Annotated in this window: 12 protein-coding genes; 2 read left to right on the top strand and 10 right to left on the bottom strand. The window is 63.7% G+C overall.

Going from position 1 to position 13819, the window contains the following annotated elements; translation table 11 throughout:
- Window positions 1-3 precede the first annotated feature (3 nt).
- Window positions 4-939 (top strand): dimethyl sulfoxide reductase anchor subunit family protein, encoded by a 936-nt coding sequence (locus ACFSQT_RS06535; protein WP_379017628.1) that lies wholly within the window; start codon window positions 4-6, stop codon window positions 937-939.
- Window positions 940-961: 22 nt separating this feature from the next.
- Here ACFSQT_RS06535 and pdeM read toward each other — a convergent pair whose 3' ends face one another.
- From pdeM to ACFSQT_RS06510, 5 genes are all read right to left on the bottom strand, one after another.
- Window positions 962-1678 (bottom strand): ligase-associated DNA damage response endonuclease PdeM, encoded by a 717-nt coding sequence (pdeM, locus tag ACFSQT_RS06530; RefSeq protein WP_379017626.1) that lies wholly within the window; start codon window positions 1676-1678, stop codon window positions 962-964.
- A gap of 13 nt (window positions 1679-1691) precedes the next feature.
- Complete coding sequence (locus ACFSQT_RS06525; protein WP_379017625.1) at window positions 1692-4211, bottom strand: ligase-associated DNA damage response DEXH box helicase; 2520 nt, start codon at window positions 4209-4211, stop codon at window positions 1692-1694.
- 102 nt (window positions 4212-4313) lie between these two features.
- Complete coding sequence (locus tag ACFSQT_RS06520; protein WP_379017623.1) at window positions 4314-5174, bottom strand: C40 family peptidase; 861 nt, start codon at window positions 5172-5174, stop codon at window positions 4314-4316.
- A 70-nt stretch (window positions 5175-5244) separates the two neighbouring features.
- Entirely contained in the window at window positions 5245-5595 is a 351-nt protein-coding gene (locus tag ACFSQT_RS06515; protein ID WP_379017621.1) for a MarR family winged helix-turn-helix transcriptional regulator, read from the bottom strand.
- A gap of 72 nt (window positions 5596-5667) precedes the next feature.
- The gene (locus tag ACFSQT_RS06510) at window positions 5668-7032 is read right to left on the bottom strand and encodes a leucyl aminopeptidase family protein (protein WP_379017620.1); all 1365 of its coding nucleotides are present in this window, start codon (window positions 7030-7032) and stop codon (window positions 5668-5670) included.
- 125 nt (window positions 7033-7157) lie between these two features.
- Here ACFSQT_RS06510 and ACFSQT_RS06505 point away from each other — a divergent pair, with 125 nt between their 5' ends.
- The gene (locus tag ACFSQT_RS06505) at window positions 7158-7979 is read left to right on the top strand and encodes a tetratricopeptide repeat protein (RefSeq protein WP_379017618.1); all 822 of its coding nucleotides are present in this window, start codon (window positions 7158-7160) and stop codon (window positions 7977-7979) included.
- Between the two features lie 190 nt (window positions 7980-8169).
- On the opposite strand, the gene ACFSQT_RS06500 is transcribed toward ACFSQT_RS06505, so the two are convergent.
- The 5 genes from ACFSQT_RS06500 to ACFSQT_RS06480 are packed head-to-tail and all read right to left on the bottom strand — an operon-like array spanning window position 8170 to window position 13813.
- Window positions 8170-9192: a type II secretion system F family protein gene (locus ACFSQT_RS06500; RefSeq protein ID WP_379017617.1), complete on the bottom strand. Its 1023-nt coding sequence runs from the start codon at window positions 9190-9192 to the stop codon at window positions 8170-8172.
- Window positions 9193-9201: 9 nt separating this feature from the next.
- A complete protein-coding gene (locus tag ACFSQT_RS06495) occupies window positions 9202-10215 on the bottom strand; it encodes a type II secretion system F family protein (RefSeq protein ID WP_379017616.1) in 1014 nt (337 codons plus the stop codon).
- 20 nt (window positions 10216-10235) lie between these two features.
- Window positions 10236-11741 (bottom strand): CpaF family protein, encoded by a 1506-nt coding sequence (locus ACFSQT_RS06490; protein ID WP_379017615.1) that lies wholly within the window; start codon window positions 11739-11741, stop codon window positions 10236-10238.
- Window positions 11742-11747: 6 nt separating this feature from the next.
- Complete coding sequence (locus ACFSQT_RS06485; RefSeq protein WP_379017613.1) at window positions 11748-13031, bottom strand: AAA family ATPase; 1284 nt, start codon at window positions 13029-13031, stop codon at window positions 11748-11750.
- A gap of 44 nt (window positions 13032-13075) precedes the next feature.
- Window positions 13076-13813, bottom strand: a complete 738-nt coding sequence (locus tag ACFSQT_RS06480; RefSeq protein ID WP_379017612.1) for a CpaD family pilus assembly protein — start codon at window positions 13811-13813, stop codon at window positions 13076-13078.
- Between the last annotated feature and the right edge of the window lie 6 nt (window positions 13814-13819).

The raw sequence follows: 13819 nt of genomic DNA, 5'->3' as shown, positions 1-13819 counted from the left end.
TCCATGCATCCAGCCTTCTCCGTCGTCTTCTTCACCACCGCCACCGGTGCCGGCTATGGACTGCTGGCGCTGCTTGGGGTGCTCGGAGGGCTCCAGATCATTCCGCCCGATTTCTGGCTGGGCCTCATCGGCATGGGCCTGGCGCTCGGCCTGATCGTGGCCGGGCTGTTGTCCTCGACAGGTCATCTCGGCAGACCCGAACGCGCCTGGCGGGCGTTCTCACAATGGCGCAGTTCATGGCTGTCGCGCGAAGGCGTCGCCTCGATCATCACCTTCATCCCGGCGGGCCTGTTCGGCATCGGCTGGGTTGTGCTCGGCCGCACTGGCGGCTGGGTGACTGTGGCCGGATTGCTGGCGACCATCGGCGCGGTCGTCACCGTCTGCACCACGGGCATGATCTATGCCTCGCTCAAACCCATCGCCCAGTGGCACAGCCGCTTCACGCTGCCCGGCTACCTGATCTTTTCGGCGATGACCGGCAGTATGCTGTTGAACGCGCTGCTGCAAGCTTTTGCTCTGGGCTCGACGATGATCCTGACAGCTTCGGTGCTGTTGAGCTTGCTCGGCTGGGGCTGGAAGCTGGCGACATGGCGCTACAATGACGCGCTGGAAATCCCGACCACCGCCAACACCGCGACCGGGTTGGCCGGCGGTACCGTGCATTCGCTGGAATGGCCGCACACCGGGGAAAACTATCTGCTCAAGGAGATGGGATTCCGCATCGCGCGCAAGCACAGCGCACGCCTGCGCCAGATCACGCAGGGTCTGGCCTTCGCCCTGCCCGTCCTGCTGCTCGCCGCTGCATTCGCCTTGCCGCGGCCCTTCGCGGCGCTGCTGTCGGTGCTCGCGGCCATCATCCAGTTCGCAGGCATGCTGGTCGAGCGCTGGTTGTTCTTCGCCGAAGCAAAGCACACCGTGACGCTCTACTACGGCCGATAGAACCCTTGACGAAAGAGTGTCTTCAACCAGGCCGCAGCATCGACCGTGAAATCGCAAAAATGCGCTCGGCGCCGAGCATGTAAGCCATCAGCGTGTCCAGCCGGAACAGCCCGGCATAGGCGCAGTCGAGCACGTTGAGCGAGCCGGTGTAGGCACCGAAGGCGGGCATGATCATCCGGCCACCATCGCCGGCAAAACAGCGCCGCCGCACCGAACGGCCCCGCTGCACGATGCGCGCGCACGGGTGCAGATGGCCCGCTATCTCGCCTTCGACACGCTGCTTCGACGGCTCATGCCGGAACAGCAGCGAGCCAATGGCGAGTTCACGCACGGTCTCGCCGGGCAGGTCGGCGGGTGCTTCCGGATCGTGATTGCCGGCAACCCAGAACCAGTCACGGCCTGATATCAGCGCTTCCAGCCGTTCGCGGAAGCTCGCATGCATGCGCTCGGCGCCGCCGCCATCGTGGAAACTGTCGCCAAGGCTGATGACGATGGACGGCTGGTAGTCGGCGATGACGGCCTGCAGTCTCAGCAAGGTCGCGCCGGTGTCGTAAGGCGGGATCAGCGCGCCGCGCCTGGCCAGTGACGACCCCTTTTCGAGATGCAGGTCGGAAACGGCCAGAAGCCGCAGATCCGGAAAATAGAGCACGCCGCGCGGGTCGCAGACGGCACGCTCGCCGGCGATGCCGACAAGGTCGGCCTCGGCGATCAGCGACGTGCGCGCCAGCGAAAAATTCATCGCGATACCAGTCTCATCTTTGGCCCATGGCCTCCTCGACCAGATCGGCGGCTTCCATGAGCAGGGACTCGTTGGCGCCGCCATTCACCGATTCCTTGCCGATCTCCAGCATGATCGGCACCGCCAGCGGCGATATCTGCTCAAGATGCTTATGCATGATTCGACCTCGGACACGCGAGAGCATCTCGGCAAGTCTGCTGACATCGAGCAGTCCCGCCGATGCATCGGTGCGCGTCGCCTGCAGCAGGATATGGTCCGGTTCGTGGCTGCGCAGCACGTCGTAGATCAGGTCGGCCGACACGGTCACTTGGCGGCCGCTCTTCTCTTGCCCGGGAAAGCGCTTCTCGATCAGTCCGGCGATGACCGCGCAGGTGCGAAACGTCCGCTTCAGCATCCAGCTGTCGTTCAGCCAGGCCTCGAGATCGTCGCCGAGCATGTCTTCGTCGAACAGGGCGGCCAATGACGGCTTCCTGGCCTTGAACAGCGCCGCCATGTCGTCCAGCGCCCAGACGGCCAGCGAATAGTCGGTGGCAACGAAGCCGAGCGGGCGGGCATTGGCGCGCTCCAGCCGCCGCGTCAGAAGCATGCCGAGCGTCTGGTGCGCCAGCCGGCCCTCGAAGGGATAGGCGACCATGTAGTGGCGATTGCCGCGCGGAAAGGTCTCGACCAAAAGGTCGCCGCGTTTCGGCAGCACCGACTTTTCCTTCTGCAGCCGCAGCCAGTCGGCGACCTGCTCGGGCAGCGCCTGCCAGCGGTCGCTATCGGCCAGCATGCCGCGCACCTGATCGGCCAGATAGGTCGACAGCGGAAACTTGCCGCCGGCATAGGACGGCACGATGATGTTGGCGCCGGCGCCGCTGGAGACGACGCATTCGTTCTCGCGGATGCCCTCGAAGCGCAGCACCTTGCCGGCAAACAGGAAATTGTCGCCGGGGCGCAAGGTCTCGGCGAAATACTCCTCGATCTTGCCCAGAACCGGCCCACCGCGCCCTGCCATGCCACGGCCCTGCCTGACATAGCGGACATTGAGTTCCGGCATTTCGACGATGGTGCCGACGTTCAGCCGATATTGCTGGGCGACACGCGGATGCGAGACGCGCCACAGCCCGCCGACCGTCTTGCGAATGCGGGCGTAGCGCTCGTAGTTCTTCAGCGCGTAGCCGCCTGTGGCGACGAAATCGACGACACGGTCGAAGGTCTCGCGCGCCAGCCCGCCGTAGGGCGCGGCACTGCGCACTTCTTCGAACAGATGGTCGGGATGGAAGGGTGCGCCACAGGCGACGCCCAGCACATGCTGCGACAGCACGTCGAGCGCGCCATTGATCAGCGGCGGCGTGTCCTGTGCGCCGAGATAGTTGGCGTCGAGCGCGGCCCGGCACTCCAGCACCTCGAAACGGTTGGCCGGAATGAGGATCGCCTTCGACGGCTCGTCCATGCGGTGGTTGGCGCGGCCGATGCGCTGCGCCAACCGGCTCGCACCCTTCGGCGCACCGACATGCACGACCAGGTCGACATCGCCCCAGTCGATGCCGAGGTCGAGCGTCGACGTCGCGACGATGGCGCGCAGCGCATTCTCGCCCATCGCCTTCTCGACCCGCCGGCGCTGGCCGACATCGAGCGAGCCATGATGCAACGCGATCGGCAGCGAATCCTCGTTTGCCCGCCACAGCTCCTGGAACAGCAGTTCGGCCTGGCTGCGGGTGTTGACGAACAGCAGCGTCGTGCGGTGCCTTTTGATCGCCTCATAGATTTCGGGAATGGCGTAACGGGCCGAATGGCCGGACCACGGCACATGCTGTTCAGAGTCAAGAATGGAGATGTCGGGCTTGGCCCCACCCGCCACGGTGATCAGGCCGGCCATGGCGCCTGGCGGATTCTGGCCGACCAGCCAACGCCGCAATTCGTCGGGCTCGGCGACAGTAGCCGACAAGCCGATCGTCTGCAGGCCAGGCACGTAACTGCGCAGCCGCGCCAGGCCGAGCGCGAGCAGATGCCCGCGCTTCGACGTCACCAAAGAGTGCAACTCGTCGAGCACGACATAGCGCAGATCCTCGAAGAAGCGCCGGGCGTCGGGCGCCGCGATCAGCAGCGCCAATTGCTCGGGCGTGGTCAGCAGAATGTCGGGCGGCACCAGCTTCTGGCGCTGACGCTTGTGTGCCGGCGTGTCGCCGGTGCGTGTCTCGATGGTGACAGGCAGGCCGATTTCTTCCACCGGCTTGCCGAGATTGCGCTCGATGTCGACCGCCAGCGCCTTCAGCGGCGAGATGTAGAGGGTATGGATGCCGCGATGCGCCTGCCCCGGTTTTCGCCTTGGCCGGTTGGCCAATTCGGTCAGCGAGGGCAGGAACCCGGCCAACGTCTTGCCGGCGCCGGTCGGGGCGATTAGCAGCACCGATTGCCCGCCCTGGGCCCTTGCCAGCAATTCGATCTGGTGGGCGCGCGGCGACCAGCCTTTCTCGCCGAACCACCTGATGAATGGTTCGGGCAGGGCCACGGTGGCATTCTGTTCGGCAAGGCGCGGCTGCTCGGTCACGCGCCAGAGGTAGCGCGACGGCGGTCAATCGCCAAGTAGAATCGGAACAAAAGGGGATCGTTCTTTCCCTTCCCCTTGTGGGGGAAGGGACAGGCTCTCACTTCACGGTCGCCGAAAACCGGTCGGGCCGCCATAGAGGTAGCCGATGCGGGCGATCGCGTCCTTCAGCCCTTCGCGTGACACCAGCATGGTGTGGCCATTGGCGTGGATCATGGTGTCGGCGTCGGTCATGACGGCGACATGGCCTTTCCAGAAGACGAGGTCGCCGCGCTGCAATCCGCCGTAATCCGGGCCCGGATCGAGCGCCTCGCCGAGGGTCGCCGCCTGCATGTCGGAATCGCGCAGCACGTCGCTGCCGGCCATGCGCATCGCCAGTTGCACGAGGCCCGAACAGTCGATGCCGAAACCCGAAGTGCCGCCCCAGAGATAGGGGGTGCCGAGAAACATCTCGGCCACCGAAACATAGTCGGCGGCCACATCATTGAGTGGCCGCAGATGACCAGCGATGATCGCCTCGCCGGAGGGCAGGACCGCATAATGCGTGCCGCGCGTTTCGGCAGCATCCGTCACCGTCACGGTCGATCCCATCGACAATTGTCCTGCGATCGGAAACCGCAGATCCGGACCGGGATAGAGGAAGGTGCGCGGCACCGACACGATATGGGTCGCCGCATGGTCCCGCCCGCCGATCATTGTATCGGCGACATAGCCGACATAGCCGTCGCGTTCGGCCTGGATCCAGGCCCAGCCTTCGGCGACCTCGAAAACGAGGACATCATCACCGAACAGAAGCTGCGTATTGATGCCGGCATCGGGGCGCGGCGCCTTGCGCACATCGGCCACGGACGCGGTGATCCGCGCCGGCCGCCCGGCGACGAAGCGGTCGGCGGCGATCTCCCCCTTCAGCCGTGCATCGGCAAGGTCGGAACGGAAAGCGTGCAGGCGGGCATCCCTGGCGGTCAAATCGGCAACTCTGCTTTGTTTTGTTTCAGCATCCTATCCGAAAACCCGTCTCCGCTCTTGGGATCAGGCTTCAAATCGGCAGCTCGTGGGCCTTGGCGATGATACCATCGCCGAAGCGCTCGACAAAGAGCGCGCCCTCGACGGTGCGTCTGATCAGGACGTTGCGCTTGTCGAGCTCGTCGCGATGGCGCGACACCAGCTTCAACGCGCCCATCGTGTCGAGCGCGCGGGTGATCACCGGCTTGGTGACATTGAGGCGGGCGGCGAGCCCGCGCACCGTGTGCGGCGGCGGATCGAGATAGATGGTGAACAGGATCGCGGTCTGGCGCATGGTCAGATCGGGCGCGTCGTCGCGCACCTGCGACAGCATCACTTGCTGCCACAGTCGCAAGGCCTGGCTCTGGCGCATCGCAATCGACATCCGAGCAGCATGACGGCAAATTGTTTCGGTTCCGTTTCAGTCTCCGCAATTTGCCGGCTCTGCTTGTCGCCATCAGCCAAAGCGCTTCGAGATGATCCGCTCCAGCGCGCGAATGCCTTGCGCCTCGCCGCCGGCGGGGCCATGCGGACGGTCGGCGGGGTTCCAGGCGAAGATGTCGAAATGCGCCCAGCCCGCGGTCTTTTCGACGAAGCGCTTGAGGAACAGGGCCGCCGTGATCGAGCCGGCGAAACCGTCCGTGGTGACGTTGTTGATGTCGGCGATCTTCGACGACAGTTTCGCATCGTAAGGCCGCCACAACGGCATGCGCCACAGCGGATCTTCGGCCGCGACGGAAGCCGCCGCCAGGTCGGACGCCAACGCTTCGTCGCCGGTATAGAACGGCGGCAGGTCGGGGCCGAGCGCGACACGGGCAGCCCCGGTCAGCGTCGCCATGTCGACCAGAAGCCGCGGTTCCTCCTCGTCGGCCAGCGCCAGGGCGTCGGCCAGCACCAGCCGCCCCTCGGCGTCGGTGTTGCCGATCTCGACGGTGATGCCCTTGCGGCTGGTCAGCACGTCGCCGGGCCGGAAGGCGTTGCCGGCGATCGAATTCTCGACCGCGGGAATGAGCATGCGCAGACGCACATTCAGCCCGGCGGCCATGATCATCGAGGCCAGACCAAGCACATTGGCCGCGCCGCCCATGTCCTTCTTCATCAACAGCATGCCGGACGATGGCTTGATGTCGAGACCACCCGTGTCGAAACAGACGCCCTTGCCGACCAGCGTCACCTTGGGCGCGCCTTGCGGCCCCCATCTCATGTCGATCAGGCGCGGCGCGCCGGTCGACGCACGGCCGACGGCATGGATCATAGGGAAATTCCGGTCGAGCAGATCGTCGCCCTTCACCACCGAGACTTCGGCATTGTGCGTTCCGGCCAGGGTCCGTACCGCCTTCTCCAGTTCTTCCGGGCCCATGTCGCTGGTCGGCGTGTTGACCAGGTCGCGCGCCAGGAAGACGCCATCGGCAATGCGGCGAACGCGCCTGGCATCGACATCGGCCGGCAAGTCGAAGCGCAGTGCCTTGCCGGGTTTCTTGCCATAACGGGTAAAGACATAGCCGCCGAGCACCAGCGCGGTTGCCGCCAGTTCCGGCTCGGCCGGCGCCGAGGCGAAATGCCAGTCACCTTCCGGCAGGGCTTTCGACAACGCGCCGACAGCGAGCGCTTCCTCACCGTCGCCGACACCGAACAAGGCGCCGCCGAGCGCTCCGTTTTCGCCGGGCACGACCAGCGTCCTGCCTGCCTCGCCGGAAAAGCCGTTGGCCCTGGCCCAGGCAATGGCGGATGGCGCAAGGCCGGCTGCGTCCAGACCGTCCCTGGCGACCAGATGGACCGGCAACGCGCCCGGCAGTTTCTTTTCGACGAGTTCGACAGGCATTCGATGTTCTCCATGCGGCGACCCTTGAGTCGCCGTTCTTAACCGTCCGTTAGGGTTAACAGAATATTTCTGCGGGAGGGAAGACGGCCACGCAATGGCCGCGCATGAATGGAGGCCCGGTGCCGATGCCGACCAACCGCACGATCAACGTCAGGGGAAAACGGCTCATCACCACGGCCCTCGTGCTGGCGCTCGCGGCCGGTGTCGCCGGTTGCGGAACCAGCAAAATCACCACCGGCTCGATCGGACGCACCAGCGGCAAGCCGCTGGAAACCATGTCGGCGGGAGAACTGCACGGCGCAACCGCCTCACTTGGGCAATCCTACGCCAGGAACCCCAACGACAAGCGGATCGCGACAAATTATGCCGCGGCACTGCAGATGGATGGCGACGCCGACCAGTCGCTCGCCGTGATGCGCAAGCTGGCGATCGCGCTGCCGAAGGATCGTGACGTGCTTGCCGCCTATGGCAAGGCGCTGGCCGCCAATGGCCAGTTCGAGGCTGCGCTGGACGCTGTGCGCCGCGCCCAGACACCGGAATATCCCGACTGGAGGCTGGTATCGGCCGAAGCGGCCATTCTCGACCAGATCGGCCAGAAGGACGACGCGCGCCAGCTTTACCGCAAGGCGCTCGAGCTCAAGCCGAACGAGCCTTCGGTGCTCTCCAATCTCGGCATGTCCTACGTGCTCGAAGGCGACCTGCGCACCGCCGAAACCTATATGCGCTCCGCCGCGCAGCAGCCGAACGCGGACAGCCGGGTGCGCCAGAACCTTGCGCTGGTCGTCGGCCTGCAGGGCCGTTTCGACGAAGCCGAGAAGATCGCCTCGCAGGAACTCTCGCCCGACCAGGCGCAGGCAAACGTCGCCTATCTGCGCCAGATGCTGGCCCAGCAAAATGCCTGGAGCCAGCTCAAGGACCAGGACAAGCCAAAGTCCGCGACCAACTAAAGCTCGTCGCGTTGAAAACGGATTCAGTCGACGCGCTTTAAGGCTTTGCTTTATGCATGTCGTTGTCCCAAAACCGCTGCGCACTTTTGGGCGACATGCATTGGACGATAATCCGCAAACGCCCCGAATGAAAAACCCGCGCTGCGTTCAGCGCGGCTTCTTTATATGTCGTGCACGGACATGGTCGTCGCTACTGGGCGGTTGATGTTGATCCCGAATGATCGCCGAAGATGCCGCGCTGGCTGACCTGAATGCCGGCGGGACCCAGGATGATGGCGAAAAGCACCGGCAGGAAGAACAGGATCATCGGCACGGTGAGCTTCGGCGGCAAGGCGGCGGCCTTCTTCTCGGCCGCGTTCATCCGCATGTCGCGGCTTTCGGCGGCCAGCACGCGCAGTGCATGCGCCACCGGCGTGCCGTAGCGCTCGGCCTGGACGAGTGCCTGCGACACCGACTTGACCGATTCCAGGCCGGTGCGGCTTGCCAGGTTCTCGTAGGCCTGCTTGCGTTCCTGCAGATACGAAAGCTCGGCGTTGGTGAGGATGAATTCTTCCGCCAGCGCTACCGATTGCGCGCCGATCTCGTCGGCGACCTTGCGCAGGGCCGCTTCAACCGACATGCCCGATTCGACGCAGATCAGCATCAGATCGAGCGCATCCGGCCATGCCATCTGGATCGATTGCTTGCGCTTGGTGGCACGGTTGTTGACGTAAACGACCGGTGCGTAGAAGCCGGCATAGGCAACGAGGATGCAAACGAACAGCCTGATGACCAATGGCTTGTCGGGCAATCCTCCGAGCACGAAGATGTAGATTGCGGCCAGCGCGAAGCCGACAAAAGGAAGCACGAGACGGAAGAAAAGAAACCGCGTCAGCGGGTTCTGCCCGCGAAACCCGGCCACCTTGAGCTTCTGCAATGTGCCCTCATCGGCGAGCGCGCGCCGCAGATCCAGCCGGTCGACAATGTTGCGCATGCCAATCGACTGTTCCTCGCGCAGGCCCTTGCGACGGCGATCCGCCTCGACGGCAAGCCGGGCGCGCTGCTTGGCACGCAGTTCGTCGCGTTCCAGCGCGACGGTTTTCATGCGCGACTTGAGCTGGTTTCCGCCAAACGCCGGCAGCAAGGTGAAAACGGTCGCAAACACCGCTATGGCGACCAGCAGCGCGATCAGGAAGCTGGGGTCCGTCAGGGATTTGATGACTTGGTCGGTCATGGCGCGGTCCTAGACTTCAAAGTTCATCATCTTGCGCATCACAAAGATGCCGATCGACATCCAGACTGCCGAGCAGCCAAGGATCAGGTGTCCAACACTGGTGACGAACAGCGGCATCAGGTAGCTTGGGCTCGACAGGTAGACGAGAAACGCAACGATGAAAGGCAGCGCGCCGATGATGGCGGCGGACGCTTTGGCTTCCATCGACAGTGCCTGGACCTTGGCTTTCATCTTCTTGCGATCGCGAAGCACGCGCGAAAGATTGCCCAGCGCCTCGGAGAGATTGCCGCCAGCCTGCGACTGAATCTGGATGACGATGCCAAAGAAGCTTGCCTCCGTGCAAGGCATGGTTTCGGGCATGCGCAAGGTCGCATCGGGGATCGACAGGCCCATCTGCTGGGAATCGACAATACGGCGAAACTCGGTCTTCACCGGTTCGGGAGATTCGTTGGCGATCAGGCGCACGGCGTCGTTCAGCGGCAGGCCGGATTTGACGGCGCGCACGATGATATCGAGCGCGTTTGGAAATTCGTTGAGGAATGCCTTGACCCGGCGGGCGCGACGAAACGAGACGAACCAGCGTGGCAGGCCGAGAGCGCCGGCCAGCAGCACGCCTGGCAAGACGATCAGCGGCGCTCCGGCCACAAAGGCAGCCATTGTCAAAGCGAGACCGCATATGGCGGAGTATACATAGAAGCGCTCGATGGTGGTTTTCAGGCCGGCCTGACGGAGTTGGGCTTTCAGCGGTGGTTTCTTGACCGCGCTGTCCTTGGTTTTCTGCTTTGCGTCGAGTTCGTTCAGCGAATCCTGAACCGATTTGCGCCGTTTGGCGGCTTCCGCCACGCGGTCGCGCGAGGCCTTGACGACAGAGCGATCCGTCTCCGCGCTCTTGATCGTTTCAAGCCGCTTGCCGACTTGTTTCTCGTTGCTGATCTGGGTGAACAGAAACGCATAGGCGACCGCACCGGCGCTGAAGCCGGCGAGCACGACAAACGCCAGTACTGTGCCGTCAATTCCAAACATTGGCCAGAACCCTCACGCCGTCAGTCAGCACGTTTCTCCATCGCCTCGAGCGCGGCGGCGAGGCGCTGCTCCTCGCCATAGTAGCGAGCCCGGTCCCAGAAATGCGGACGACCGATGCCGGTCGATACATGCTCGCCCAGCAGCCTGCCATTGGCGTCCTCGCCCTTGATGTTATAGAGGACGATATCCTGCGTGATGACGACGTCGCCCTCCATTCCGATCACCTCGGTGATGTGGGTGATGCGACGCGATCCATCGCGCAGGCGCGCCGCCTGGATAATCACGTCGATGGAGCCGACAACGATTTCGCGCACGGTCTTCTGCGGCAGCGAATAACCGCCCATGGCAATCATGGATTCGATACGGTTCAGGCATTCGCGCGGGCTGTTCGAGTGGATCGTTCCCATCGAGCCGTCATGGCCGGTGTTCATCGCCTGCAGAAGATCGAACACTTCGGGTCCGCGCACTTCGCCGACGATGATGCGCTCGGGCCGCATGCGCAGGCAGTTCTTGACCAGGTCGCGCATCGTCACCTCGCCCTCGCCCTCCAGATTGGGTGGGCGGGTTTCGAGGCGCACGACATGCGGCTGCTGCAATTGCAGCTCGGCCGAGTCCTCGCAGGTGATGACGCGTTCCTCGCGGTCGATATAGTTGGTCAGGCAGTTGAGCAGCGTCGTCTTGCCCGAGCCGGTGCCGCCCGAGATGACGATGTTGCAGCGAACACGACTGATGATCTTGAGAACTTCGGCTCCCTGCGGTGAAATGGCGCCGAACTTGACCAGCTGATCGAGGGTCAGCTTGTCCTTCTTGAATTTGCGGATGGTGAGCGTGGCGCCATCGATTGAGAGCGGCGGCGCGATGACGTTGACGCGGGAGCCGTCGGGAAGACGCGCGTCGCAGATCGGGCTGGATTCGTCGACACGGCGACCAACCTGGCTGACGATGCGCTGGCAGATGTTGAGGAGCTGCTGGTTGTCACGAAAGCGGATGCCGGTCTGTTCGACCTTGCCGTTGACTTCGATGTAGACGTTCCTGGAGCCGTTGACCATGATGTCGGCGATGTCGTCGCGTGCGAGCAAGGGCTCGAGCGGCCCATAGCCGAGCACATCGTTGCAGATATCCTCGAGCAGTTCTTCCTGCTCGGCGATCGTCATCGCGAAATTCTTGATCGCGATGATGTCGTTGACGATGTCGCGGATTTCCTCGCGCGCGCTTTCGGGATCAAGCTTGGAGAGCTGCGACAGATCGATCGTGTCGATGAGTGCGGAGAAGACCTGGCTCTTGGTGTCGTAGTAGGTTTCGCTCTTTTCGCGCTGGACCCGCTTCAGTTCCGGCGCCGATGGCGGTGCCTCGATAGTGCGGCGCGCCGGCGGCGCGACTGGTGCGCTTGACGGAGACGCGACGGGGCGAGCAAGCACCGCGGTATTCGCAGAACTTGCGGCCGCCGGCGCCACGGGAGCCGGTGCCGGCGGGCGAAATTCCGGCGTGAACCGGTTTCCGTCGTCGCTGCCTCTTTTACCAAACATGAAACGTCACTTCTTGTTGCGCGAAAGCTTGCCAAGCAGATTGCCAAGCCCTGCCTTCTTCTTCGTCTTGATTTCACTACGACCGGTCAGCACATGCGCGATTTCATTGATCATTGCGACGACCGAGTTCTTGGCATCCATTTCGCCAAGCATGCGGCCGTTGTTGGCGGCGTTGCCGAACAGCAATGGATCAAAGCCAATGACCGACATGGGCGACAGGCCGAGCGGTTCGGCGAAATCGGATGGTGAAATCTCCGGGCGCTTGGGAACGCCGGCCTGGTTGATGATCAGCTTCGGCGGCGGGTCGTTAGGACGAAGCCGCCTTAACATGTCGACCAGGTTCTTGGTGTTGCGCAGGTTGGCCAGCTCCGGCGTCGCCGTGATGACGATCTCGTCGGCCTTGACCAGGGTGTTCTTGCTCCAGCCAGTCCAGGCATGGGGAACATCGAGCACCAGCAGCGGCACGCTGCGCTGGGCGGTATCGATGAGCTGCGCGAAGGCTTCGGGATCGAAGTCATAGACCCGTTCGAGCGTCGACGGTGCTGCCAGCAGCGACAGGTGTTCGGCGCACTGGGTCAGCAGCCGGTCGAGATAGACTTCATCGATGCGCTCCGGCGAGAACACCGCTTCGGCGATGCCTTGCGCCGGATCCTGGTCGAAATTGATGTTGGCCGTGCCGAAAGCGAGATCGAGATCGGCGACGACCACCTCGGATTTGAACAGGGAGGACATCGCCCAGGCCACATTGTGGGCTATCGTCGAGGAGCCGACGCCACCCTTGGCACCGATAAAGGCGATCGAGCGGCCGAGCGGCTCGGCTTCCGGATCAATGAAAATCGACGACACCACGCTGACGACGTCGGCCATTGACACCGGTGCGATCACATATTCGGAAATGCCGGAGCGGATAAGCTCGCGGTAGAGACCGACATCATTGTAGTGGCCGATCACCACCACCTTGGAGGTCGGATCGCAGTATTCCGAGAGCTGGGCGAGTTGCTCCAGCAGTTGCTTCGGCTCGCTGCGCGATTCCAGCAGGATCAGGTTGGGCGTTGGCGCCGACTGGTAGAATTCGATGGCGGTGGGGACGCCGCCCATATGGACCTTGAGATGGGCCTTCGTCATGCGGCGGTCCTCGCCGGCGCGCTCGACCGGATTGGCAACGCCCTCGGTCTCGCAGAATGCCTGGATCGAGATGCGTGGAATCGGCCGCAATGCCTGCATCGCGGCGATGTCCTGCTGCGAGGTATCGCTGCCATCCACCGGGGCGTCGTAGGCAAGGTTGCTCATCGTCATACTCTTTCCCGTGGCCTGTTCTATCCGAGACTGGCGGCTCAGTACGTCACTTCCGAATTGCCGAGGAGCTCTTCCGAAATGCCCCTCTGACGGTAGACATCGATCACCTTGCCGCGATTTTCAGCATCGATGGTCGTAGACTTGCGCGGCCCGAGCAGATCGGCCGGATTGGCCATCTGGGCGGCTAGATTGTTCTGATAGGAGCAGCCGAAATCGGCATAGTGCTTGTTTTCCGCGGTATCGACCAGGTCATCTGGCCAGCGTCCGCATTTGTCGGTCTGGGCTTTCACCGAGACATAGGCGACGCGAACCGGCGAGGATATCTCGCTCGAGGCGGCCTGATAGGAGGTGAGGACGATCCGGTTGCGCTTGACCCCGGCGGCGGCCGCCAGCCGGGCGAAATCGCGGGCGGCGGCCGTCGCCGCGACTTCATTGGCCGACCCGCTCGGCACCTGGATCGTCAGCGTAGGGGCGGCACTCTTGTCATAGCCGTCGAGGAAGCCAAGTAGTGTGTCGCGCTGGGAGCCGGTCATGCCGCGATCGCCGGCACCGACAGGCAGGTCGATCTTCTGGTTCTTCTCCGCGATCACGATCGGATGGTTGGTGCGATAGTCGTCCGGAATGGCGCCGACGGTGATGCTGTCGCGCTGGGCGCAGCCGGCCAGCAGCGCCGCCACCGCAACCGCCAGGAGCGGAACGGCTCGCCCGCGGATCCGCGAAGGGCCAAAGCGCATCGTTGTGGCGACGGTGCTTGCCTTCAATGCTGACTGAGACATGTCCGC

This window comes from Mesorhizobium calcicola, assembly GCF_042682105.1.
GTDB lineage: Bacteria > Pseudomonadota > Alphaproteobacteria > Rhizobiales > Rhizobiaceae > Mesorhizobium > Mesorhizobium calcicola.
This window is presented reverse-complemented; position numbering and strand designations above follow the sequence as displayed.

What these genes read in the sequence shown, in the direction of transcription:
- ACFSQT_RS06500 (WP_379017617.1), bottom strand. Translation starts at nt 9,192, where the DNA reads ATGACCGACCAAGTCATCAAATCCCTGACGGACCCCAGCTTCCTGATC.
- ACFSQT_RS06510 (WP_379017620.1), bottom strand. Translation starts at nt 7,032, where the DNA reads ATGCCTGTCGAACTCGTCGAAAAGAAACTGCCGGGCGCGTTGCCGGTC.
- pdeM (WP_379017626.1), bottom strand. Translation starts at nt 1,678, where the DNA reads ATGAATTTTTCGCTGGCGCGCACGTCGCTGATCGCCGAGGCCGACCTT.
- ACFSQT_RS06505 (WP_379017618.1), top strand. Translation starts at nt 7,158, where the DNA reads ATGCCGACCAACCGCACGATCAACGTCAGGGGAAAACGGCTCATCACC.
- ACFSQT_RS06535 (WP_379017628.1), top strand. Translation starts at nt 4, where the DNA reads ATGCATCCAGCCTTCTCCGTCGTCTTCTTCACCACCGCCACCGGTGCC.
- ACFSQT_RS06490 (WP_379017615.1), bottom strand. Translation starts at nt 11,741, where the DNA reads ATGTTTGGTAAAAGAGGCAGCGACGACGGAAACCGGTTCACGCCGGAA.
- ACFSQT_RS06515 (WP_379017621.1), bottom strand. Translation starts at nt 5,595, where the DNA reads ATGTCGATTGCGATGCGCCAGAGCCAGGCCTTGCGACTGTGGCAGCAA.
- ACFSQT_RS06495 (WP_379017616.1), bottom strand. Translation starts at nt 10,215, where the DNA reads ATGTTTGGAATTGACGGCACAGTACTGGCGTTTGTCGTGCTCGCCGGC.
- ACFSQT_RS06480 (WP_379017612.1), bottom strand. Translation starts at nt 13,813, where the DNA reads ATGTCTCAGTCAGCATTGAAGGCAAGCACCGTCGCCACAACGATGCGC.
- ACFSQT_RS06485 (WP_379017613.1), bottom strand. Translation starts at nt 13,031, where the DNA reads ATGAGCAACCTTGCCTACGACGCCCCGGTGGATGGCAGCGATACCTCG.